Annotated in this window: 20 protein-coding genes; 12 read left to right on the forward strand and 8 right to left on the reverse strand. The window is 73.4% G+C overall.

Annotated elements, in window-relative coordinates:
• The first annotated feature begins 69 nt into the window (after positions 1–69).
• Complete coding sequence (locus ACBI99_RS42835; RefSeq protein ID WP_375075074.1) at positions 70–453, forward strand: hypothetical protein; 384 nt, start codon at positions 70–72, stop codon at positions 451–453.
• A 42-nt stretch (positions 454–495) separates the two neighbouring features.
• Positions 496–1,371, forward strand: a complete 876-nt coding sequence (locus ACBI99_RS42840; protein ID WP_375075075.1) for a siderophore-interacting protein — start codon at positions 496–498, stop codon at positions 1,369–1,371.
• Here ACBI99_RS42840 and ACBI99_RS42845 read toward each other — a convergent pair.
• Positions 1,338–1,766, reverse strand: a complete 429-nt coding sequence (locus ACBI99_RS42845) for a MerR family transcriptional regulator (protein ID WP_219508386.1) — start codon at positions 1,764–1,766, stop codon at positions 1,338–1,340. The genes ACBI99_RS42840 and ACBI99_RS42845 overlap by 34 nt on opposite strands.
• 46 nt (positions 1,767–1,812) lie before the next feature.
• Between ACBI99_RS42845 and ACBI99_RS42850 the strand changes: the two genes are divergently transcribed.
• A complete protein-coding gene (locus ACBI99_RS42850; protein WP_375075076.1) occupies positions 1,813–2,643 on the forward strand; it encodes an MBL fold metallo-hydrolase in 831 nt (276 codons plus the stop codon).
• A gap of 37 nt (positions 2,644–2,680) precedes the next feature.
• Here ACBI99_RS42850 and ACBI99_RS42855 read toward each other — a convergent pair whose 3' ends face one another.
• Positions 2,681–3,913, reverse strand: coding sequence for a hypothetical protein (locus tag ACBI99_RS42855; protein WP_357583879.1), 1,233 nt, complete (start codon positions 3,911–3,913; stop codon positions 2,681–2,683).
• 69 nt (positions 3,914–3,982) lie between these two features.
• Between ACBI99_RS42855 and ACBI99_RS42860 the strand changes: the two genes are divergently transcribed.
• The 4 genes from ACBI99_RS42860 to ACBI99_RS42875 all read left to right on the forward strand — a co-directional run bounded on the left by ACBI99_RS42860 (position 3,983) and on the right by ACBI99_RS42875 (position 7,778).
• A complete protein-coding gene (locus ACBI99_RS42860) occupies positions 3,983–5,287 on the forward strand; it encodes an MFS transporter (RefSeq protein ID WP_375075077.1) in 1,305 nt (434 codons plus the stop codon).
• Positions 5,288–5,384: 97 nt separating this feature from the next.
• A complete protein-coding gene (locus tag ACBI99_RS42865) occupies positions 5,385–6,926 on the forward strand; it encodes a beta-N-acetylhexosaminidase (protein ID WP_375075078.1) in 1,542 nt (513 codons plus the stop codon).
• Positions 6,927–6,945: 19 nt separating this feature from the next.
• Positions 6,946–7,275: a hypothetical protein gene (locus tag ACBI99_RS42870; protein ID WP_375075079.1), complete on the forward strand. Its 330-nt coding sequence runs from the start codon at positions 6,946–6,948 to the stop codon at positions 7,273–7,275.
• A complete protein-coding gene (locus ACBI99_RS42875) occupies positions 7,275–7,778 on the forward strand; it encodes an MBL fold metallo-hydrolase (RefSeq protein WP_375075080.1) in 504 nt (167 codons plus the stop codon). Before ACBI99_RS42870 ends, ACBI99_RS42875 begins: the two co-directional genes overlap by 1 nt.
• 5 nt (positions 7,779–7,783) lie before the next feature.
• Here ACBI99_RS42875 and ACBI99_RS42880 read toward each other — a convergent pair whose 3' ends face one another.
• Positions 7,784–8,962: a DUF418 domain-containing protein gene (locus tag ACBI99_RS42880; RefSeq protein ID WP_375075081.1), complete on the reverse strand. Its 1,179-nt coding sequence runs from the start codon at positions 8,960–8,962 to the stop codon at positions 7,784–7,786.
• An 83-nt stretch (positions 8,963–9,045) separates the two neighbouring features.
• Here ACBI99_RS42880 and ACBI99_RS42885 point away from each other — a divergent pair, with 83 nt between their 5' ends.
• The gene (locus ACBI99_RS42885; RefSeq protein ID WP_219508381.1) at positions 9,046–9,687 is read left to right on the forward strand and encodes a TetR-like C-terminal domain-containing protein; all 642 of its coding nucleotides are present in this window, start codon (positions 9,046–9,048) and stop codon (positions 9,685–9,687) included.
• Positions 9,688–9,783: 96 nt separating this feature from the next.
• Complete coding sequence (locus ACBI99_RS42890; RefSeq protein ID WP_375075082.1) at positions 9,784–10,956, forward strand: alpha/beta hydrolase family protein; 1,173 nt, start codon at positions 9,784–9,786, stop codon at positions 10,954–10,956.
• A 4-nt stretch (positions 10,957–10,960) separates the two neighbouring features.
• On the opposite strand, the gene ACBI99_RS42895 is transcribed toward ACBI99_RS42890, so the two are convergent.
• From ACBI99_RS42895 to ACBI99_RS42910, 4 genes are all read right to left on the reverse strand, one after another.
• Positions 10,961–12,733, reverse strand: a complete 1,773-nt coding sequence (locus ACBI99_RS42895) for a hypothetical protein (RefSeq protein WP_375075083.1) — start codon at positions 12,731–12,733, stop codon at positions 10,961–10,963.
• The gene (locus ACBI99_RS42900) at positions 12,699–12,974 is read right to left on the reverse strand and encodes a hypothetical protein (RefSeq protein ID WP_375075084.1); all 276 of its coding nucleotides are present in this window, start codon (positions 12,972–12,974) and stop codon (positions 12,699–12,701) included. Before ACBI99_RS42900 ends, ACBI99_RS42895 begins: the two co-directional genes overlap by 35 nt.
• A 70-nt stretch (positions 12,975–13,044) precedes the next feature.
• Entirely contained in the window at positions 13,045–15,798 is a 2,754-nt protein-coding gene (locus tag ACBI99_RS42905) for an FAD-binding and (Fe-S)-binding domain-containing protein (RefSeq protein WP_375075085.1), read from the reverse strand.
• 47 nt (positions 15,799–15,845) lie between these two features.
• The gene (locus ACBI99_RS42910) at positions 15,846–16,136 is read right to left on the reverse strand and encodes a hypothetical protein (protein ID WP_375075086.1); all 291 of its coding nucleotides are present in this window, start codon (positions 16,134–16,136) and stop codon (positions 15,846–15,848) included.
• A gap of 63 nt (positions 16,137–16,199) precedes the next feature.
• On the opposite strand from ACBI99_RS42910, the gene ACBI99_RS42915 reads away from it, so the two are divergent.
• The 3 genes from ACBI99_RS42915 (at position 16,200) to ACBI99_RS42925 (ending at position 20,272) form a co-directional block, all read left to right on the forward strand.
• A complete protein-coding gene (locus tag ACBI99_RS42915; protein ID WP_375075087.1) occupies positions 16,200–17,207 on the forward strand; it encodes a DUF389 domain-containing protein in 1,008 nt (335 codons plus the stop codon).
• A gap of 98 nt (positions 17,208–17,305) precedes the next feature.
• Entirely contained in the window at positions 17,306–18,421 is a 1,116-nt protein-coding gene (locus tag ACBI99_RS42920) for an AI-2E family transporter (protein WP_246645645.1), read from the forward strand.
• 51 nt (positions 18,422–18,472) lie between these two features.
• A complete protein-coding gene (locus ACBI99_RS42925; protein ID WP_375075088.1) occupies positions 18,473–20,272 on the forward strand; it encodes an alkyl/aryl-sulfatase in 1,800 nt (599 codons plus the stop codon).
• Between the two features lie 3 nt (positions 20,273–20,275).
• On the opposite strand, the gene ACBI99_RS42930 is transcribed toward ACBI99_RS42925, so the two are convergent.
• The gene (locus tag ACBI99_RS42930; protein WP_357583898.1) at positions 20,276–21,466 is read right to left on the reverse strand and encodes a DUF2254 family protein; all 1,191 of its coding nucleotides are present in this window, start codon (positions 21,464–21,466) and stop codon (positions 20,276–20,278) included.
• Between the last annotated feature and the right edge of the window lie 7 nt (positions 21,467–21,473).

The following is a 21,473-nucleotide window of genomic DNA, read 5'->3' on the forward strand; positions in this document are numbered from 1 at the left end:
TGTTTTGTGTTGATTTGATCCTTATGGATGGCGTACGGGGCTACCAGTCCGCTCCGTCATGGACCTGACATGACGGATGTCATGCCGCGCGCAGGCCGTCCAGCACGACCGCGAGCGTGCGGGCGTGCACGGCGGGGTCGTGCCGGGCGTGCTCGGCGGCCCGGGCCGACGCCGGGCACCGGCCTGTCGCGCAACTTCAGCCCGGCGATCCGGCCGGCCTGGGCGCTGCTCGGCTCGCCGCTCGGCCGCCTGGTGCCGCGCACGAACACCCGGCAGGCCGCCGGCGCGACCCTCGCCGACCTGGCGCTCGGCGCCGTACGCCCGCCGTCCGGCCAGGGGTACGCGGCACTGGTCCGGGGGAAGCTGACCTGGCCGCAGCCGTCCGAACCGGCCCGCGACCGGGACGTGGCCCTGTGGCGCGACAGCGCGCCGCTCACCGGCTTGCCCGGATAGCGTTTTAGGTTAGGCTCACCTAATATGACGGAGCCTTTTGGTATGTTCGAGGTCGAGGTGAGCAGGACCGAACGGCTCAGCCCGTCGTTCCTGCGCGTGACCTTCAGCGGTGCCGACCTGGCACACTTCGCCGACATCGGCTACGACCAGCGGATCAAGCTCATCCTGCCGCTGGCCGGGCACGGCCTGACCCCCATGCCCAAGGGCCCCGGCTGGTATCAGCGCTGGCGCGAGCTGCCCGGCGAGCTGCGCAACCCCATCCGCACGCTCACCGTACGGCTGGCCCGGCCGCACCTGCGCGAGGTCGACGTGGACATCGCGCTGCACGACGACGACGGCCACAGCGGCCCGGTCGCCCGTTGGGCCGCGACCGTGCGGCCCGGCGCGCCCGCCCTCCTGTTCGGCCCGAACGCCGGCTTCGACGGCCCCAGCGCCGGCATGGCCTTCCGCCCGCGCGCCGAGAACGGCCCGGTGCTGCTCGCCGGCGACGAGACCGCCGTCCCCGCGATCGCCGCCACCCTCGAACGGCTCCCCGCCGGGTGCACCGGCGAGGCCCTGATGGAGGTCCCGTACGAGGCCGACACCCTCGACATCGAGACGCCCAGCCAGGTCAAGATCACCTGGCTGGCGAGGTCAGGCGTCCCGCGCGGCAGCCTGCTCCACCCGGCCGTCGTCGCCGCCGCCGACCGGCTGCTGCCCCCGCTGGCCGCCAACAACTCCGTCGAGGACGTGGACGTCGACGACCTGTGGGAGGTCCCCGAGGACGAGCGGCCTCCCGGCCCCCTGTACGCCTGGCTGGCCGGCGAGGCCGGGGTGATCAAGGGGCTGCGACGGCACCTGGTGGCCGACCGTGGCATGGACCGGCGCGCGGTCGCGTTCATGGGCTACTGGCGCGAGGGCCGCTCCGAGGCCGACTGACCACCGCCGTCCGGCCGGAAGTGGCGCTTGAAGTCAGGGCATTCCACCAGGGGCTCGTGCGCGCAGGCCGAGGCGTGCCGCAGGGCGTCGCGCATGCGTTCCAGGCGGGCGATGTCGTCCTCCAGCCGCACGGCCTTGTCCGCCAGCCGGGCGCGCAGCTCCGGATCACCGGGGGCCGCCCGCAGGAACCCCGCGATCTCGGCGATGGTGAACCCGGCGTCACGCGCGCAGACGATCAGCGCCAGGCGGTCGAGCACGTCCGGGCGGTAGCTGCGGCGCAGCCCGTTGCGCCCGGCCGGGGCGATGAACCCCTGCTTCTCGTAGTAGCGCAGCGCCGACGCCGCCAGCCCGGTCCGTCGGGCCACCTCGCCGATGTCCAGCAGTTCGCCGTCCATCCCGCCTCCTTGACTTGAACCGCGCTTCAAGTAAGACCCTAGCGGTATGAAGATCCATCACCTCAACTGCGGATCCGTACGCCGCATCGAACCCACCTACCAGGGCCCGCCCGGCGCGCACGCCGTCAACCACTGCCTGCTGGCCGAGACCGAGTCCGCCGGGCTCGTCCTCGTCGAGACCGGCCTCGGCCTGACCGACGTGCGCGACCCCGCCGGCAGCCTCGGCGCCGACTGGATAGAGCTGGCCGAGCCCTTGCTGGACGAGCGCGAGACCGCCGTGCGCCAGGTCGCCGCGCTCGGCCACGACCCCCGCGACGTGCGGCACGTCATCGTCACCCACCTCGACGTGGACCACTGCGGCGGGCTGCCCGACTTCCCGGCCGCCAAGGTGCACGTCCTGGCCGCCGAGCTCGACGCGGCGACCCGCCAGGCGCCCAGCTTCCGCTACCGCCCGGCCCACTGGGCGCACGGCCCGGACTGGGTGACGTACGCGGGCGGCGGCCCGGTTCCGGACGGCTCAGGTGACGACTGGTTCGGCTTCACCTCCGTGCAGGCCGAGGGCCTGCCCCCGGAGATCCGGCTGGTCCCGCTCGGCGGCCACACCGAGGGGCACACCGGCGTGGCCCTGCACGACGGGGACCGCTGGCTCCTGCACTGCGGCGACGCGTACTACTACCACCGCGAGCTGGACGCCGACCCGCACCCGCACCCCGTCCTGAACCTCGTCCAGACCAGCTCGGAGGTCCACCACGACCTGCGGCTGGGCACCCAGGCCCGGCTCCGCGAGCTGGTGCGCCACCACGGCGACCAGGTGACGCTCATCAGCGCGCACGACCCGTGGGAGTTCGCCCGCGCCACGTCCGGCGGGGGCCACTGACCGGTCTCACCGGTCGCACCCCAACCTCACCCCGGCCTCAAGCGACCGATACGTCATCCCGGAAGAGGAAATATCCGGCGGCGTCCGCCTGGAAGTAGTTGTGGAACTTCGTCGCCTTGGATTCGGCCGCCTTGGTCGCCGTGACGATCGTGACGACCACGACGTTCCGGGCATCACCCATGCGGATCTTGCCGTACGCGTAGCTCGCGTGCGTCCTGTCCTTGCGCCACAGCACCGCGTCCGACGACAGCTTGCCCAGCTTCGTCGAGGCTTCCTCGGCGTCCGCCTCGGTCGGGAACGCCATGACGATCCGCACACCCTTGAGCGCGCCGCCGTACGCCGTGTACGCCACCTGCACGGCGTGGTCGCAGTTGGTCTTGGCCAGCACGCCGGCGCCGTCGACCGGGTCGCAGGAGGAGTAGTTCCAGCCGCCCACCTTCTTCGCCTGGTACGAGACGCCGCTCAGCTTGAAGTTCCAGTCCTTGAACTCGTCATGGTTGAGCTTCGCGCCCGGCTCGGCCCGGGCCGTGTCGCTGGGGGACGGGGCCGGGGTCTCGGCCGCGGACGCCGAGGGGTCGGGAGTCGCTGGGACGGACGTGGCCGGGTCCGGGGTGCCGGGCGGGGTGGTCTCCGGGGCCGTGGGGGTGTCGGAGGCGGCGGGCGGCTGGGCGACGACGCGGTCGTCCGGCCGGTTGTTCACCACGTAGACGACCGCCGTCGCCGCACCGCCCAGGATCAGCACCGCCAGGCCCGCGACCAGCGCGATCACCAGGCCCTTCCCGCGCTTCGGCGGCTGCGGCGCGCCGTAGGGCGGCTGTCCGTACGGGGGCTGACCATAGGCGGGCTGGCCGTACGGAGGCTGCCCGTGCGGTGGCTGGCCATAAGGGGGCTGCCCGTGCGGTGGCTGCCCGTGCGGTGGCTGGCCGGGCGGCGTCCCGTACGGGCCCTGCGGTCCGCCGTACTGGCCGGGGTTGTGCTGCCCGCCGTAGTGCCCCTGCCCCTGGCCCTGCTGCCCGCCGTAGTGCCCCTGGCTCTGGCCTTGGTTCGGCGGTGGGGGGTACTGGCCTGGGGAGCCGCCGTAGGGGGCCTGGCCGGGCGGGGGCGCGTACGGGGACTGGCCCTGGGGGGCGCCGCCGTACGGGCCGGGCTGTCCTTGCCCCGGTGCGGTGCCGTGCTGGCCCGGGCCGGCGGCGGGGGGTGGGCCGGACGGGCCGTGGGCGTGGTGGGGCGGGGTGCCGCCTTCGGGCTGGGGCGGCGGAGGATACGACATATCCCTATTTTGAGGGCCGCAGCGGCGCGGCGAGGAATTATGTCGGCGGCCCCCGCTAGCGTCGGACCCATGACGGAACCGACCACCACCGGCACGCGGGCCTCGCGCTGGCTGCGTGGCCCGCTCCGCCCCTTCCAGCACGGCCAGTACGGGCTGCTGACCGGCTCGCTCACGGCGTCCATGCTGGGTGAGGGCCTGTGGCTGATGGCCATGGTGTGGCAGGTGATCGAGCTGGGCGGCGGCGCGGGCGCGCTGTCGCTCGTCTCGACCTGCACGGCCCTGGGCATGGTCGCCACGGTCCTGCTCGGTGGCGTGATCGCCGACCGGGTGCCGCAGCGCCGGGTGCTGCTGACGACCGAGCTGCTGCTGGCCGTCTCCGCCACCGCGATCGCCGCGCTGGCGCTGCTCGGCGCCGTCCAGGTCTGGCAGCTCGCCGTGGTCGCGCTGGTCCGCGGCCTGTGCAGCGGCTTCTACTATCCGGCCTACTCGGCGATGCTGCCCTCGATCGTGCCCGCCGAGCACCTGCTGGCGGCCAACGGCATCGAGGGCACGCTGCGCCCGATCGTGCTGCAGGCCGGCGGCCCGGCGCTCGCGGGCATCCTGGTGGCCGGCTACTCCCCCGGCGCCGCGCTGGCCGTGGGCGCCGCGTCGCAGGTGGCGGCGACGGTGTTCCTGCTGCTGATGAAGCCGGTCCCGATCCGCCGCGACCGCACCGACGAGGAGCCGCGCCACCCTGTGCGCTCGATGCTGATCGACCTGCGCGAGGGCTTCGCGTACATGATCCGGACTCCGTGGCTGCTGGCCACGCTGGTCTTCGCCTCGCTGATGATCCTCGTGGTGATGGGCCCGATGGAGGTGCTGATCCCGTTCGCGGTCAAGGACGGCGCGGGCGGCGGCCCCGAGGATCACGCGCTGGTGATGGCGGCCTTCGGCGTCAGCGGGGCGTTGGCCTCGCTGGCGATGGCCTCGCGCAGGCTGCCCCGGCGCTACCTGACCGCGATGAACGTCATGTGGGGCCTGGCCTGTCTGCCGTTCGTGCTGATCGGCGTCGCCCGTGACGTGTGGCTGATCGCGCTGGGCGCGTTCGTGATCGGGGCGCTGTTCAGCGCGCCGATGGTGATCTGGGGCACGCTGTTGCAGCGCCGCGTCCCGCCCGAGCTGCTGGGGCGGGTGTCGAGCCTCGACTTCTTCGTGTCGCTGGTGTTCATGCCGGTGTCGATGGCGCTGGCCGGCCCGCTCAGCGAGGCGATCGGCCTGACGACGACCTTCGTGATCGCCGGTCTGCTGCCGTTGCCGATCGCGGTCGCGGCGGTCCTGCTGGCCCGCATGCCCGCCGACGAGCTCGCCCACCCGCTCGACCGCGCGAAGGCCTGACGGGCGACGGGGGGCCACGAGGCGAAACAGGTCTTGACAGAGCGAATCGGTTAGTAAAGCTTCCTATTGACTAACCCTACTGACAAGGCGGTGCACGGTGAGGCTGTTCGCTCTCGGGACCCTGCTGCTGGCCTTCGCGGTCGTCGCGCCGCCACCGGCCATCGTCGCCCACGGGCGCACGGCGATGCACGACCTGGTGCCTGCCCCGGTCTCGGTGCGGCCCGCGCGCGGCGCGTTCACGCTGCGGCCCGGCACGGCCATCGCATCCGACGACGCCGGCGTGGCCGCCTACCTGGCCGGGGTCCTGCGCCCGGCCACCGGCTACGCCCTGCCGATCCGCCCCAAGGGCGCGATCTCGCTCCGGCTGGAGGGCGCGCCCGCGTCCGTCGGACCGGAGGGCTACCAACTCGACGTCACGCCCCGCGGCGTGACGATCAGGGCGCGGACGCCGGCCGGGCTGTTCAACGGCGTACAGACGCTGCGGCAGTTGCTGCCCGCGAGCGTGGAGAGCCCGAGCGTGCGGCCGGGGCCGTGGCAGGTGCCCGCCGGGCGCATCGTGGACCACCCGCGCTTCGCCTACAGGGGCGCGATGCTCGACGTGGCCCGCCACTTCCACCCGGTCGAGACGGTCAAGCGCTACCTCGACCGGATCGCCCTCTACAAGATCAACCACCTGCATCTGCACCTGTCGGACGACCAGGGCTGGCGCATCGCCATCGACTCCTGGCCCCGGCTGGCCACCCACGGCGGGAGCACCCAGGTGGGCGGCGGCCCCGGCGGCTACTACACCAAGGCCGACTACCGGGAGATCGTCGCGCACGCCGCCCGGCGGCACATCACGATCGTGCCGGAGATCGACGTCCCCGGCCACACCAACGCCGCCCTCGCCTCCTACGCCGAGCTCAACTGCGACGGCGTCGCCCCGCCTCTCTACACCGGCGTCAAGGTCGGCTTCAGCTCGCTGTGCACGTCAAAGGAGATCACCTACACCTTCGTCCGCGACGTCCTGAGAGAGCTGGCCGAGCTCACCCCCGGCCCGTACGTGCACCTCGGCGGCGACGAGGCCGACGCGACCTCCGACGCCGACTTCGCCACCTTCGTCAACCGGGTCCACCCCATGGCCGTGTCCCTCGGCAAGAAGGTCGTGGGCTGGCACCAGATCGCCGCGCCCGACGTGCGCCACTCCCCCGGCCGCGTCCTGCAGTACTGGGGCCTGACGAGCGACGACGCGACCGTCACCCGGGCCGTCGCGGGCGGCGCCAAGGTCATCATGTCCCCGGCGAACAAGACGTACCTGGACATGAAGTACGACGCCACGACCAAGCTCGGGACGACCTGGGCGGCCCTCATCGAGGTGCGTGACGCCTACGACTGGGACCCGGGGACGCACCTGGCGGGCGTCCCCGAGTCGGCGGTGCTCGGCGTCGAGGCGCCACTGTGGACCGAGACGCTCGCGACCGAGAAGGACCTGGAGCACATGGCCTTCCCCAGGCTGCCCGCCGTGGCCGAGCTGGCCTGGTCCCCCCGGTCCACGCACGACTGGGCGAGCTTCCGCGAGCGCCTGGCCGCCCAGGCCCCGAGATGGCAGACCCTGGGCATCGGCTTCCACCGCTCGCCCCAGGTCCCGTGGCGCGCCTGACCACGGCAGACTCTCAGGGGTGATCCATCACTTCACGGTCGGCGACCTGTCCTGCGCGGTGATCAGCGACGGGCAGCCCCGGCCGCCCTGGGAGCCGCCGCTGGCGGAGTTCTTCACCCCCGCCACCGGTGTGCCGGAGCGGGAGCTGCGCGCGGCGGCGGCCGGGCGGACTACGCTGACCTGCGGCTACAACTGCGTGGCCGTGGCGACCGGGGCCGGGACCGCGGTGATCGACGCCGGTCTCGGCCGCGGCTTCACCGGCTACGGCCCCGAGCTCGCCCGCTTTACGGCAGGCTCGCCGACGGCCTGGCCGAGGCGGGGCTCGCGGCCTGGGAGACGGCCGCCGTAGTGTTCACGCATCTGCACGAGGACCACACGCGCGGCGCCCTGGCCGCCTTCCCGACGGCGTCGGGGTTCGCCCACGCGGCGGAGGTGGCGTACTGGAAGGAGGCCACGTCGCTGCCGGACGTGCGCCGCCGCCCGGCTCTGGACGCGATCGCCGCGTTCGGCGACCGGCTGCGCGAGGTGGAGTACGGCGAGGAGATCCTGCCGCACGTCCACACCGTCGACGCGGCCGGTCACACCCCGGGGCACACGGCGATCCTGCTGCGGTCGCGGGGCGAGCGGCTGCTGTGCGTCGGCGACTCGTTCTACGACTCGCTCCAGCTCGCGCACCCCGCCTGGCGCACGCCGTGGGACCACGACGCCGAGCGGTCCGTGCGCAGCCGGCGCAGGCTGCTCGCCTGGGCGGCCGACGAGAACGTGCCGGTCCACGCCTACCATCTGCCGTTCCCCGGTCTGGGGCGGGTGGAGCTGTGGGGTGACGCGTTCGCCTGGCACCCCGGGCTCTGAGCCGGCTACCTCACGCGGCGGTACGTCAGGCGGCGCAGCAGCGTCTCGGCGGGACCGCGGCGGCCCGTACGCGACAGGGTGGCGGCGAGCACGACGGTGAACAGCCAGGTGACGACGGCGACACCGGAGGCGGCGGCGTCGCCGAGCTGGGTGCCGAGCCCGCCGAAGTAGGGTGCGAAGAGCGCGACGAAGACCACCGACTGCAGCAGGTAGCAGGTCAGCGACCACTGGCCGCACGCGGCGAGCGCGCGGGTGACCGCCCCCGGGCGCGCGTGGCGTTCCCGGCCGGCGACGGCGAGCCCGATGAGGGCGGCGTACGCGAGCCCGCCCGCGATGCCGGTGACGCTGTGCAGCGCGTACGCGGTGATGCCGATGGCGTCCGTGGCGTCCCAGATCCGGGTGTCCATCAGCGTGAGCGGCACGGCGCCGACGACGGCGATCAGCGTGCCGATGACGCCGACCCGGCGGAGCAGCGCCCGGTGCTCCGCGGGCTGCTCCAGCAGGCGGCGGCGGGCCGCCCAGATGCCGAGCAGGAAGGCGGGCACGACACTGACGGCGAAGTACGTCGGCGTCATCCCGGACCAGCCGATCATTCGCATCACGGCGGCCTCCATCGGGTCGGCCATGGCGGCGGGCGTGTCGCCCTTCTCGGCGGTCACGGTGAGCAGCCCGAACAGGCCGAGCACGGCGACGTGCAGCACGGTGCTGATCCCGGCGGCCCAGAACAGGGCCCGGTCGCTGCGCCGGATGAACCCGACGAGCACCAGCCCGACCAGGCCGTACGCGCCGAGGATGTCGCCGAAGAAGAGCAGCAGGGCGTGGCAGAACCCGAAGGCCAGCAGCCACAGGCTCCGTGCGCGCAGCACCTTCCGCACCTGCGGCCAGGTGCGCCCGGCGGCGAGCTGGCGGTCGGCGAGCTGGACGAGGCCGTAGCCGAACAGCCCGGCGAACATCGGCAGCGCCCGCCCGTCGACGAGCAGGATCTGGATCCCGGCCACCAGCCGGTCGAGGAGGCCGCCGTCGAGGGTGTAGCCGCGGAAGCCGGCGGGGTGGCCGGACAGGTACATGTGCGCGTGCGCCACCGCGATGAGCAGCAGCATGAGGCCGCGCGCGAGGTCGGGGGCCAGGGACCGCCGGCTCAGCGGCACGGCCTGCTGGACGGGGGGTGGGGCGGTGATGGACATGGGTGTCCCCTCAGCATTAGATACACGACTGTAGCTTATGTTGGACAGTAAGATACAGCCTTGTAGCTGAGCAAGGGGCAAACGTGAGCGATCGAAGCGGGCGGACCCGGCGGCGCGGCGATGACCTGATCAACGCCATCCACACTGCCGTGCTGGAAGAGGTGGTCGAGGTCGGCGTCGGCAGGCTCACCATGGACGGCATCGGCAAGCGCGCCGCCACCCCGCGCAGCACCCTCTACCGGCGCTGGTCCGACCCCGTCGAAGTGCTGCTCGACGCGCTCTACCACGCCCACCCGGTCGAGGAGCCGACCCCCGGCGCCGACGACCTGCGCGGCGACCTGATCCGGGCGCTCAAGCTCATGGTCACCTGGACGCTGAGCCCCGCCGGACGCGCCGTGGCGGCCATCCTCACCGACCCGTTGAGCGCGACGAAAATGTCCGAGGCGCTGCAGGAGCGGGTGTTCGCCCACCGGGGCGGCACGTTCACCAGCACCGTGCTGCGCCACTACGCCGAGCGCGGCGCCTTCCCCGCCGGCCGCCTCACCCCGGTGGTCGCCGACATCGGCGAGGCGCTCGTCGTCAAACGGCTGCTCGACGGCATGCCGCCGAGCGACTCCGACCTGATCGACTTCGTCGACCAGGCGATCCTGCCCGCGCTCGGCCTCAGTGCCCCGAGCTCTGATAGTGATCGAGCTGACGCCGCCACACCACGACCGCCAGCATGATCAGCCCCACGCCCAGCACTCCCTGACTTTCGTCAGGGGTCGCTCTGGACTTTCGCGCATGTCGGCGCTGACGTGCGCCTTCGTACGCTCCCTTCCATGAACACGATCCGGCGCAACGCCACCGCTCTCCTCCTCTCCCTGGCCGTCGCGACGCCCCTGGTGCAGACCGCGCAGGCCGCGCAGGCCGCGCCCGCCGCCGACGACGTGCGCCTGGCCATCCCCGCGCCCACCGGCTCGTACGCGGTCGGCCGCGACACGCTGCACCTGGTCGACCGGGATCGGCGCGACCCGTGGGTGCCCTCGGCGGGAGCCCGGCAGCTCATGGTCTCGATGTACTATCCGGCCCGCGGCGGCGGGAAGCCCGCCCCGTACATGTCCCTCAAGGAGGCCGAGCTCCTCCTGCGCGGCCAGAACCTCGACAAGCGCTTCCCGCCGAAGATCCTCGCCGCCACCCGCACCAACGCCCGCACCGGCGCGCGCCCCGCCCCCGGCAGGCACCCGCTCGTCCTGCTCTCCCCCGGCTTCACGCTCAACCGCGCCACCCTCACCTCGCTCGCCGAGGAGCTCGCCTCCACCGGGTACGTGGTCGCGCTCGTGGATCACGCCTACGAGTCGTTCGGCACCACGTTCCCCGGCGGCCGCACGCTGACCTGCGTCGCCTGCGACACCATCGAGGGGGCCGGCTCGGACGCCGCGGAGAAGAAGCTGCTGGCCAAGGCCGCCACCGGCCGCGCCGCCGACCTCTCCTTCGTCGTCGACCGGCTGACGAGCCTGCCCGCGTGGAAGCGCTCGATCGACCCCCGGCGCATCGGCGCGGCCGGCCACTCGCTCGGCGGCAACGCCTCGGCGAGCGTCATGGCCGCCGACCGCCGCGTCCGCGCCGGGGTGAACATGGACGGGACGTTCTTCGCCCCGGTCCCCGAGCGGGGCCTCGGCGGGCGGCCGTTCCTCATGCTCGGCACCCAGGCCGGCCACTCCCCCACCGCACGCGACACGAGCTGGCCGCGCGACTGGAAGCGGCTGGACGGCTGGAAGCGCTGGCTCACCGTCGCGGACTCCGGCCACTTCACCTTCATCGACCTGCCCATCCTCGGCGGCCAGGCCGGCCACAGCGACCCTTCGGCGCCGCTGTCGGGCAAGCGCTCGGGCGAGATCACCCGCGCGTACGTGGGCGCGTTCTTCGACCAGCACCTGCGCGGCAAGCAGCGCCCCCTCCTCGACGGCCCCACCCCGGCCAACCCGGAAGTCACCTTCCAGAACCCGTCCTGACGACCTACACCTCCCACCAGGGCGTCAGAGCGGCCCCCGCCCCGCTGCCGGCCCGGTCCAGCGCACGCCGGGCGACCCGCCGCAGCCGCTCGTCGGCCCACACGTCACGGCTCGTCACCCTGGCCCGGCCGTGCGCGATGGCTTCCAGCGCCGGTACGGCCTCCGCCCCGCCGATCACGCCCAGCGCGTCGACCGCGAGCAGGTCGGACGCGGGCCGGCGGAACCCCCGGTCCGTGAGCGGCCGTTCGGTGACGGATTCCAGCAGCGGGGCGGCCAGCCCGTCGCTCTCGCCGGTGATCGCCCACAGCGCCCGCGCGATCTCCACCCGGGCGAACAGGTGGCCGTTCTCGGCATCGTGGAAGTACGCGCGCAGGACCGCGACCGCGGCCCCGGCGGCGGGACCGAGGTCTTCGAGCATCGGCGCGACCTCACCCGCGTGATGACCGCCGGAGCGGGCGAGGTTCTCGACGAGCAGCTCCGGCGCCCGGCCCAGCTCGCCGGTGGTGCGCCACAGCGCCCAGGCCGCCAGGTGCCTGTCATGCTCGTCGTCCTCGTCGAGCAGGGCGCGTATCTGGGGCACGACCTCGGCGGCGGCTGGGCCGATCGCCCCGAGCAGCGGCAGCGCGATGGACAGGTAGCGCTGGGTCACGACCTCGGCGATCATCGGCGCCAGAGGGGCAGCCGCCGCTCCCCAGGAGGCCAGCGCCCGGAGGCACTCGACATGCTGGATGCCGTTCCGCCCCAACCGGTAGAAGGTCTCCAGGGCGGGAACGAGCGCTTCGGCGTGCGCCACCATGGCGGGGAGGACCGCCGGGATGCTCACATCACTGCCGTGCTCGTCCTGGAGGGCGGCGATCAGCCACGGGAGGCAGCGGTCGTCGCCGAGCCGGGCCAGCCCCTCCACGGCCTGGCCGGCGACGTCCGGCCACGGCTCGGCGGGGTCGCCGGTCAGCAGCCCGGCCAGCAGGTCGGCGTGCGCGGCGGCGGCCTCCCCGGCATCGGCGATCAGCTTCACGGCGTCCACCAGCGGGCCGCAGTCTCCCAGCCGGCCGCGTCCGCGCGGCGGGGCCGCCGGCAGGTCGGGCACCAGCCGGGCGACCATCGGCAGCAGCTCGGCGGGCGCGGACCGCCAGTGCTCGATCGCCTCCCTCGCGAGGTCCAGGGCGTGGTCGATCTCCTGCGGCTCCGGGCGGGCCAGCAGGTCGCGGGCCACCGCCCGCTGCAGGTGCTCGGCCCGCGCGAGAGCCGTACTGAGGGGCGTGACGCCGTCACCGTGCCACCGGATGCGCCGGAGCGCCGAGCCGCGATCGGCGGCCACGTCGGCGACCAGCCTGATCACGGCGTCGCCGGCCGGCCGGCCCGCCGGGTCCTGCCCGGGCTCGGCCATCGCGAGCCCGGCGGCGGCAGCGGCCCGCAGATCGGCGTGCGCGGCGGTGTCGCCGAGCAGCCCGGCGAACCACTCCCTGTTGTCGGCCGCCGCCAGCCACGCCACCGCCAGCACGCATGCCACCGCCCCGGCGTCGGCCGCCGGCCGCGATCCCTTCCGGCCCCGCGCGCGTAACGCGGGCAGGCTGTGCTGGGCGGTGCCGGGCAGGCGGACCAGCAGGCGCGCCACCTCGACGACGACCTTCGGAGAGGCGTCGTCCAGCAGCCGCAGGAGCACCCCGACGCCGCTCGCCATGGCCTCGCGCGCCAGCTCCGCGTGGTCGGTCCCGGGCCGGGTGGCGAACTTCCGGAACGGGTCACTGTAGGACCGGGCGGCCGCGATGCCGGTCATCAGGTCGAGGACCCAGCTCCCGGTGCGGCCGCCGCGCGATCCTGGCCAGCTCCAGCAGGTATGGCACCAGGTGGGGGGCCGCCGCGTAGACCTCCGCATCGCTCAGGTCGCTGAACAGCCCGTGCCACAGCCGCCACACCGGCGACGTGGCCACGTGCGCGGGCGCCGTCGCGATCTCCCGCAGCAGGCCGGGCATGTCTTCCCGGCCGGCCCACATCCTCGCCCAAGGGACCTTGTCCACACCCTCTAACACGGCACCGCCTCTCCGGTCGATGCCGCAGCCTCTCACGAGGGTGTGACAATCGGCGTTGTCATCTGGTGACGCGGTCGAGGAGTTCGAGCAGGTGGTGGTACGGCTTGCCGGTGGCGCGGGTGAGGCCGAGCTCGCAGGTGCGGTTGACCGAGGCGTGGGCGGTGAAGTCGCCGGCGGTGACGGAGGCGGCCTCGGCGCGGGTGGCGGAGGCGGTCAGCTCGGGGTGGAGCAGGCCGCGGTCGCCGGCGAAGGCGCAGCACTGCCAGCCGTCGGGGACGACGACCCGTTCGGCGACGGCCTCGGCGATGCGGGTGATGGCGGCGTCGAGGCCCAGGCGGGTCGAGGAGCAGGTGGGGTGCAGGGCGAGCGACGGCAGGCGGCGGGCCTCGGGCAGGCGGGGCAGGATGCGCTCGGCGGTGAACGCGATTGCGTCGACGACCTGGAAGCCGAGCTTGTCGAACCCTTCGGTGCAGGAGGCGGCGTCGGTGACCACGGGCAGGCGACCGCCGTCGGTGGCCTCGGTGAGCACGTCCGCGACGCGGCGGGCCATCGTGTCGTGGCCGTCGGGGAAGCCCTTGGACGACCACGGGGTGCCGCAGCACAGGCCGGCGATCTGTTCGGGGACGTGCAGGCGGATGCCGGCTCGCCCGGCCAGGCGGCGGAAGGCGGCCATGACGCCGGGGCCGCCGTCGGCGGGGGCGAACAGCGTGTTGAGGCAGGACGGCAGGTAGACGGCGTCGGGCGAGGCGGCCGGGGCGGCGCGGCGGCGGGTCCCGCCGCGCGGCAGGTCGCGGCTCCATCGGGGCACGGTCTCGGCGCCGATCAGGTCGCGGCCCAGGCCGCTGGCGGCTTCGGGCAGCGCGGGCGGGAGGCTCGCCGCCGTGTCGAGGGCCAGGTTCATGGCGCGGGTGACGCCGTCCCAGTGCTTGGCGGCGCTCTTCCAGCCCGTGCGCGCGGCGCGGCCGTGGCGTTCGGCGCGCAGGCGCCGGGTCAGGTCGCCGGTGTTGATCTGGACGGGGCAGGCGGTGGCGCACATGCCGTCGACGGCGCACGTGTCGACGGCGTCGTAGGCGTACTCCTCCTCCAGCTCGCGGGCGAGCGCGTGGTCACCGGCGGCCTGGGCGGCGGCGAGCTCGCGGCGCAGCACGATGCGCTGGCGCGGGGTGGTGGTCAGGTCGCGGCTGGGGCAGACGGGCTCGCAGTAGCCGCACTCCACGCACCGGTCGACCTCGGGCTCGACGGTGACGACGGTCTTGAGGTCGCGCAGGTGGGCGTCCTCCCGGTCGGTCAGCAGCACGCCGGGGTTGAGCGTGCCCGCGGGGTCGCACAGCCGCTTGACCTCGCGCATCACCTCGTACAGCTCGTCGCCGTACTGCCGGCGCACGAACGGCGCCATGACCCGGCCGGTGCCGTGCTCGGCCTTGAGCGTGCCGCCCCGGCCCAGCACCGCCTCCACCATGTCCTCGGTGAACTCGGCGTAACGCCGCAGGTCGGTGGCGAAGCGCTCGTTCAGCATGAAGTGCAGGTTGCCGTCCTTCGCATGCCCGAAGATCACGCTGCGCTCGTAGTGATGCTTGGCGAACAGCGCGCCCAGGTCGTCGCACAGGTCGGCCAGCGCGGTCACCGGGACGGCCACGTCCTCCAAGAGCGCCGTGGTGCCGCTCGGCCTGGCCCCGGCGACGGACGCGTACAGTCCCTTGCGGATGTGCCACAGCGCGGCCCGGCCGCCCGCGTCCCTGCTCAGCCGCGCGGGCGCGGACAGCTCCAGCTCGCCGAACACGGTGGCGGCCGCGCCCTCGCGCTCGCCGAGCGCGCCGGCGTCGGACTCCTGCCACTCCACCAGCAGCGCCGCATGATCGCGTACGGTCAGCGTACGCAGGAGGTCGTCGGCCTTGGGGTCGGTCTGCGCCACCCGCAGCGACTCGGCGTCCAGCAGCTCGACGGCGGCGGGCTCGGCGGCGACCAGGCCGGGCATCGCGGCCATCGCCTGGTGCAGGCTGGGGAAGACGAGCAGCCCGGTGGCGGCGAGCGGGTGGGCGGGCACCGTGCGCAGCACCGCCTCGGCCACGAACCCGAGCGTGCCCTCGCTGCCGACGATCAGGTGCGCGAGGATGTCCACCGGGTCGTCGTGGTCGAGGAAGCTGTTGAGGCCGTAGCCCATCGTGTTCTTCAGCGCGAACTGCGCCTCGATGCGCCGCACCGAGTCCGGGTTGCCGCGGATCCGGTCGCGCAGCCGTTCCAGCCCGGCCGCCAGCTCGGGTTCGAGCGCGCGCAGCCGCTGCGCCGCGTCGGGCGCGCCGGTGTCGACGACCGTGCCGCTCGCCAGGACCAGCGTCATCGACTCCAGCGTCCGGTACGTGTTCGCGTGGGTGCCGCAGGTCATGCCGCTGGAGTTGTTGGCGACGACGCCGCCGATCGTGCACGCCGACTCGCTGGCCGGGTCGGGGCCGAGCTTGCGGCCGTAGGGCGCCAGGCGGGCGTTCACCTGCCGCAGCACCGCGCCGGGCTGGACCCGCACCCGAGCCCCGCCGTCGAGCACCTCGATCGAACGGAAGTGCCTGCGCGTGTCGACCAGCAGGTGCTCGCTCACCGCCTGCCCGCTCAGGCTCGTCCCGCCCGACCGGAACGTCAGCGGCAGCCCGGTCCGCAGCAGCGCCGCCACCTGGTCGGCGCTCTCCGGCACGAGAACGGCCTGCGGGGTCAGCAGGTAGTGGGAGGCGTCGTGGGCCATGCCCAGCCGGTCGCTCGCCCGTGTGCGGGTGATCCCCGGAACGGCGTTCTCCACTGCGGCGAGGGCGGTGCTGTCGATCACGTTCGTACTCTCTCATCGGCGCGGATGTCGATCCACAACGGGACACGCTATCCCGGCCGATCAGTAGCCGTACCCGCTGCGGCGGAGCTGCCGGGCGTCGGAGAGGCGGTTGAGAGCCCGGCGGCGGCCAGGCCGAGCATGAGGGACGTCCACGCGGCCGTCAGCACGGCGGCGATGCCGGACAGGTGGCCGAGGACCGGCGGCGCGTTCCTGACCAGCCGCCACACCCCGTACGCGACGGCGGCGAAGACCGCGTTCAGCGCCAGGTCGGCCAGGTAGGCGGCCGACAGCCCTCTGAGGCCGCACGAGCCGACTGGAACGAGAATCAGACCGGACACGGCCAATGTCCAGGGCCGTGTCGCTGTCGGTTCCCGGCGTGACCTGCTCGGATACTCGGGGGCATGCTGAGCGGACTTCGAGAGCGCGTGCTGCCCGACACGCAGCGCCGCCCGCTGGAGGATCTGGTCGAGAGCCTGGATCTGTCGGCGGGTGACAGCGGGGCCAAGCGGTCGGCGTTCTGGACGATGCTCACGCTGTCGGCGGTGATCGCGTCGGCCGGGGTGCTGACGGACTCGACGGCCACCGTGATCGGCGCGATGATCATCGCGCCGCTGGCCACGCCGATCATGGGGACCGCGCTGGCGACGGTGCGGCACAGCGGGCAGGGCGCGGTCGGGTTCGTGTTCTTCGGCGGGCTGCTGGTGGTCGGGATCGGGGTGGTGTTCTCGGCGTTGCTGCCGGCCTCGTACGAGCTGCTGACCAACAGTCAGATCGCGGGGCGGACGTCGCCGAAGCTGATGGATCTGGTGGCGGCGCTGGCGACGGGGCTGGCCGGGGCGGTGGCGCACGCGCGGCGGGACGTGGCGGCGGTGCTGCCGGGGGTGGCGATCGCGATCTCGCTGGTGCCGCCGCTGGCGGTCGTGGGGGTGTGCCTGGGCCGGGGGGCGGGCTGGCTGGCGCTGGGCGCGCTGGTGCTGTTCCTGTCGAACCTGCTGGCGCTGATCCTCGGCGGCATCGTGGTGTTCACAGCGACGGGGTACGGGGCCGAGGCCGTCGCGGAGTCGGGGCGCAGCCGCCGCCGGGCCCGGCTGGTGCTGGCGTCGCTGCTGGTCCTGGTGGTCGTCCCGCTGTCGGCGAACACCGTGGTGAGCTGGCTGCTGACGACGTGGAGCGCTCGGGCGAAGGCGGTGGCCGCGGAGTGGATCTCCGGCGTGCCGGGTTCGTCGATCGCGGGCGTGGACGTGGTCTCCCGGGAGCTGCGCGTCCGGGTGCAGACGCCGGGTGAGCTGCCGCCGGTCTCCGGCCTGCTCGAAGCGCTGCGCGGGCAGATCCCGGACGGGGTGCCGGTCGTGGTGGAGACGACGCGCGGGAGCACGATCCAGGCCGGCCGGGTTGGCGGTGACTCGTGAGGATTTACCCGTTCTTGCTGGGCCGCTGACGCGCCGCACCCGCGCGCCGCGACGCCGCTTGAAAGGCTGGACGGCGGCGAGCCGACCAGGAGGAACCCATGATCAAGCCGGGCAGGGCGGCGCGGACCGACCGGGCGCGACCGGTGCGGGTGGTGCTGTCGCCCGCGAACGTGGCGCGGGCCGGGCTCGCGCTGGCCGTCCTCGTCGCGGGGGCGTTCTTCCTGCACTTCGTGCTGACCGACGCGGGCTGGCTGGTCGTCCTGGTGGTGCTGGCCTGGTTCGTGTCGCTGGCGATGGAGCCGGGGGTGCGCAGGCTGTCGAGATGGATGCCGAGAGGCCGGGCCACGATGGTGATGATGGTGGCGCTCATCCTGGCGGCGCTGATCTTCCTGGCGCTGTTCGGCAACCTGTTCCTGGAGCAGGCCGCGCAGCTCCTGCGCCACCTGCCCACCGTCGCCGAGGCCGTGATCTCGTGGATCAACGCCCGGCTCGGCACCCAGTACCGGGTGCACGACATCCTCGCCTCCATCCACCTCACCCCGCAGCAGGCCGCCGAGTACGCCCAGGGGGTGCTCGGCGGCGTGCTGAGCCTGCTGGGCGCGGTGACGAAGACCGTGTTCAACCTGATCACCATCCTGCTGCTGGCCTTCTACCTGTCGGCCGACGGCCCGCGCCTGCGCCACTGGATCGCGCGCCTGCTGCCGCGCCGGCCGCAGCAGCTCTTCGGCCGCGTCTGGGACCTGTCGATCGAGAAGACCGGCGGGTACGTGTCGGCCCGGCTCATCCTGGCCACGATCAACGGGTGCCTGTCGGCCGCGGTGTTCCTGCTGATCGGCATGCCGTCGTGGCTGGCGCTCGGCGTGTGGACGGGGGTGGTGGCCCAGTTCGTGCCGACGATCGGCACGTACATCTCGATCGCGCTGCCCGCGGTGGTGGGGTTCGCCTCGCCGCAGCCGTGGGTGGGGGCGGTGGCGCTGGGCTGGGCGATCCTGTATCAGCAGGTGGAGAACCTGACGCTGGAGCCGAGGATCAGCGCCCGCTCGGTCGACCTGCACCCGGCGGCCTCGTTCACGGCCGTGCTCCTGGGTGCGGCGCTGTTCGGGCCGGTGGGCGCGCTGCTGTCCATCCCCGTGGTGGCGATGCTGTTCGCGCTCGTCGACACGTACGCGGCGACCCGGCCAGAGCCGGTGCAAGAGATGGCCACGGGTGGGTGAAGGTACCGGCTCCGGCCGGGCAACCGGACGCCCGGGGGGAAGGTCGCTTTCATGGCTGACCTTCCCTTTCATGACCGGGCGGACTTCGAGGCCGCCGACCGCGGGTTCCTGGCCGCGCTCGACCCCGCGGTGATCAGAACGGCCGACGGCCGCGTCGTCTGGGACTCCGACGCGTACGGCTTCCTCGACGGGGAGTGCCCGGACACCGCGCATCCCAGCCTGTGGCGGCAGGGCCAGCTCTGCGTCAAACAGGGCCTGTACGAGGTCACGGACGGCATCTACCAGATACGCGGGCTGGACCTGTCGAACATGACGCTGATCGAGGGCGACGAGGGCGTCATCGTGGTCGACCCGCTGCTGTCCAACGAGTGCGCGGCGGCGGGCCTGAAGCTCTACCGCGAGCAGCGCGGCGACCGGCCGGTCACCGCCGTCATCTACACGCACTCGCACGCCGACCACTTCGGCGGCGTGCGCGGCGTCACCGACGGCGACGTGCCGATCCTGGCCCCCGCCGGGTTCATGGAGCACGCGGTGTCGGAGAACGTCTACGCGGGCACCGCGATGAACCGCCGCGCGGTCTACATGTACGGCCCCGACCTGCCCCGCTCGCCGGAGGGCCAGATCGGCACCGGGCTCGGGATGACCACCTCGACCGGCACCATCTCCCTCATCCCGCCCACGCTCGACATCACGCGCACCGGCCAGGAGGAGACGATCGACGGCGTGCGGCTGGTCTTCCAGCTCACGCCAGGCACCGAGGCCCCGTCCGAGATGAACTTCTACGTCCCGGACCGCCGGGCGCTCTGCATGGCCGAGAACGCGACCCACAACCAGCACAACATCCTGACGCTGCGCGGCGCGCTGGTCCGCGACACCCGGGTGTGGGCGCGCTACCTCGACGAGGCGATCACGCTGTTCGCCGACGACGCCGACGTGGTCTTCGCCTCGCACCACTGGCCGACGTGGGGCAGCGAGAACATCGTCACGTTCCTGTCCCAGCAGCGCGACATGTACGCCTACATGCATGACCAGACGTTGCGCATGATGAACCAGGGCATGACGGGCATCGAGATCGCCGAGGCGATCCGGATGCCGCCGGCCCTGGAGCAGGCGTGGCACACCCACGGCTACTACGGCTCGGTCAGCCACAACGTCAAGGCCATCTACCAGCGCTATCTCGGCTGGTTCGACGGCAACCCGGCCCACCTGTGGGAGCACCCGCCGGTCGAGCAGGCCCGCCGCTACGTCGAGTGCATGGGCGGGCGCGAGGGCGTCCTGTCGTACGCCCGCCGCTACGTCGACGAGGGCGACCTGCGCTTCGCTGCCACGCTGCTCAACCACGCGGTGTTCGCCGACGACGGCGACCGGCAGGCGCGCGAGCTGCTCGCCGAGGTCTACACCCGGCTCGGCCACGGCTCCGAGAACGGCACCTGGCGAAACTTCTACCTGGTCGCCGCCCGGGAGCTGACCTCCGGCGTGGTGCCGCCCGACCTCGACACCACCTCGCCGGAGATGCTCCAGGCCCTGTCGCTGGAGCAGGTCTTCGACTCCATCGCCATCCGCGTCGACGGGCCGAAGGCGTGGAACGAGAGCCTGGCGATCGACTGGCACCTGACGGACCTGGACCGGCGGCACCGGACCGCGCTGTCCAACGGCGTGCTCATCCACCAGGCCGATCCGCCGTCCCGGCCGGTGGACCTGACGCTCACGCTCACCAAGCGGGACCTGCTGGGCCTGCTGACCGGCGGGCCGGCCGACGGCATCCGGCACGAGGGCGACCTGAACGCGCTGAACCGCCTGACCGCCGTACTGGACGACCCGACTCCGGCGTTCGCGATCGTGACGCCGTGAGCGTCAGCCGCTCCGCCGCCTGAGGCGCGCCTCGACGCGGCTCAGGCGGGCGGCGACCGCGTCCCTGCGGGGGCGCGGCGCCTCCTCTTGCAGCCCGCGCAGCAGCTCGCGCAGCCGCAGCAGGACCATGGGGCTGCGCGCGGTGGCGATGAGCTCGTCGAACGTGATCCGCAGGTAGTCCTCCCAGGAGGGCAGCGGGATCACCACGCGGACCCGGCCGCGGGCGTCGGCCGCCGACCCCACGTCGAGCGCCTTGCCCACGATGCGGCGCAGCAGGTCCTCGGCGTGGTCGAGGGCCTGCACGGCGGTGACCGGGTCGTTGACCGCCGCCGAGAGCGCCCGGAGCGCGATGTCGGCCAGCAGCCGGAACCCGAACGCGGCGTCCTGCGCGAAGGCGCGTTCGGGCCCGGTGAGCACGTGGCGCAGCAGCAGCCGTTCGGGCACGGCGTGGTGGTGCACGTCGGCGAGCGGGTCGCCGTCGAAGAGCTGCGCGCCGATGGGGGCACGCAGCACGATGACGGCCTCGCGCCGGGCGGCGAGGGCGACGAGCGCGGCCACGTCGACCTCCTGGAGCCGGGCCGGCCTGCCCCGCCAGAGGATCGACGACACCGGGGCGGGCAGGTCGAGCGGCTCGCGGTCTGCCCGGTAGGGGCTGCGGTAGACGACGTCGACGACCCGGCGCGTACGCCGGTTGATCACGTTCAGGCAGGGGGCGAGCTGGATGGAGATGAAGGCGCGGATCTGCACCGTGCGCATGAGCAGCGCGGCGACGAGCGCGAGCAGCACGGCCAGCAGGGGCACGCTGAGCGAGACCGCGCCTCGGTGAGCGACGGCGAGGGCCGCGGTGATCGTGTAGACGAAGACGCCGACGGCGAAGGCGAAGGTGCGCCAGACGGTCGGATCGTCGCGGAACAGGGTGAGCCGCAGGCTGAAGGTGCCCGCGGCGAACTGCATGACCAGGAACAGCAGCGAGAAGATCACGCTGGCCAGGCCGAGCACGCCGAACCCGATGGTGAACAGCGCCCCGGTGGCGTCCTTGGTGGGCAGTGGCACCGTGGGGGGCAGGTTCGGCAGGATCAGCCCGGCGGCGAGCCCGGCCCCTGCGCAGCCGACCTGGACCACGCCGGCCCGCAGCCGCCGCCGGGGACGCCGGAAGAGGGCCGGGGGCACGCGTTCCCCCTTGCGTGTGAGCACTGCGGGA

This window comes from Nonomuraea sp. ATR24, from assembly GCF_041950485.1.
GTDB lineage: Bacteria > Actinomycetota > Actinomycetes > Streptosporangiales > Streptosporangiaceae > Nonomuraea > Nonomuraea ceibae.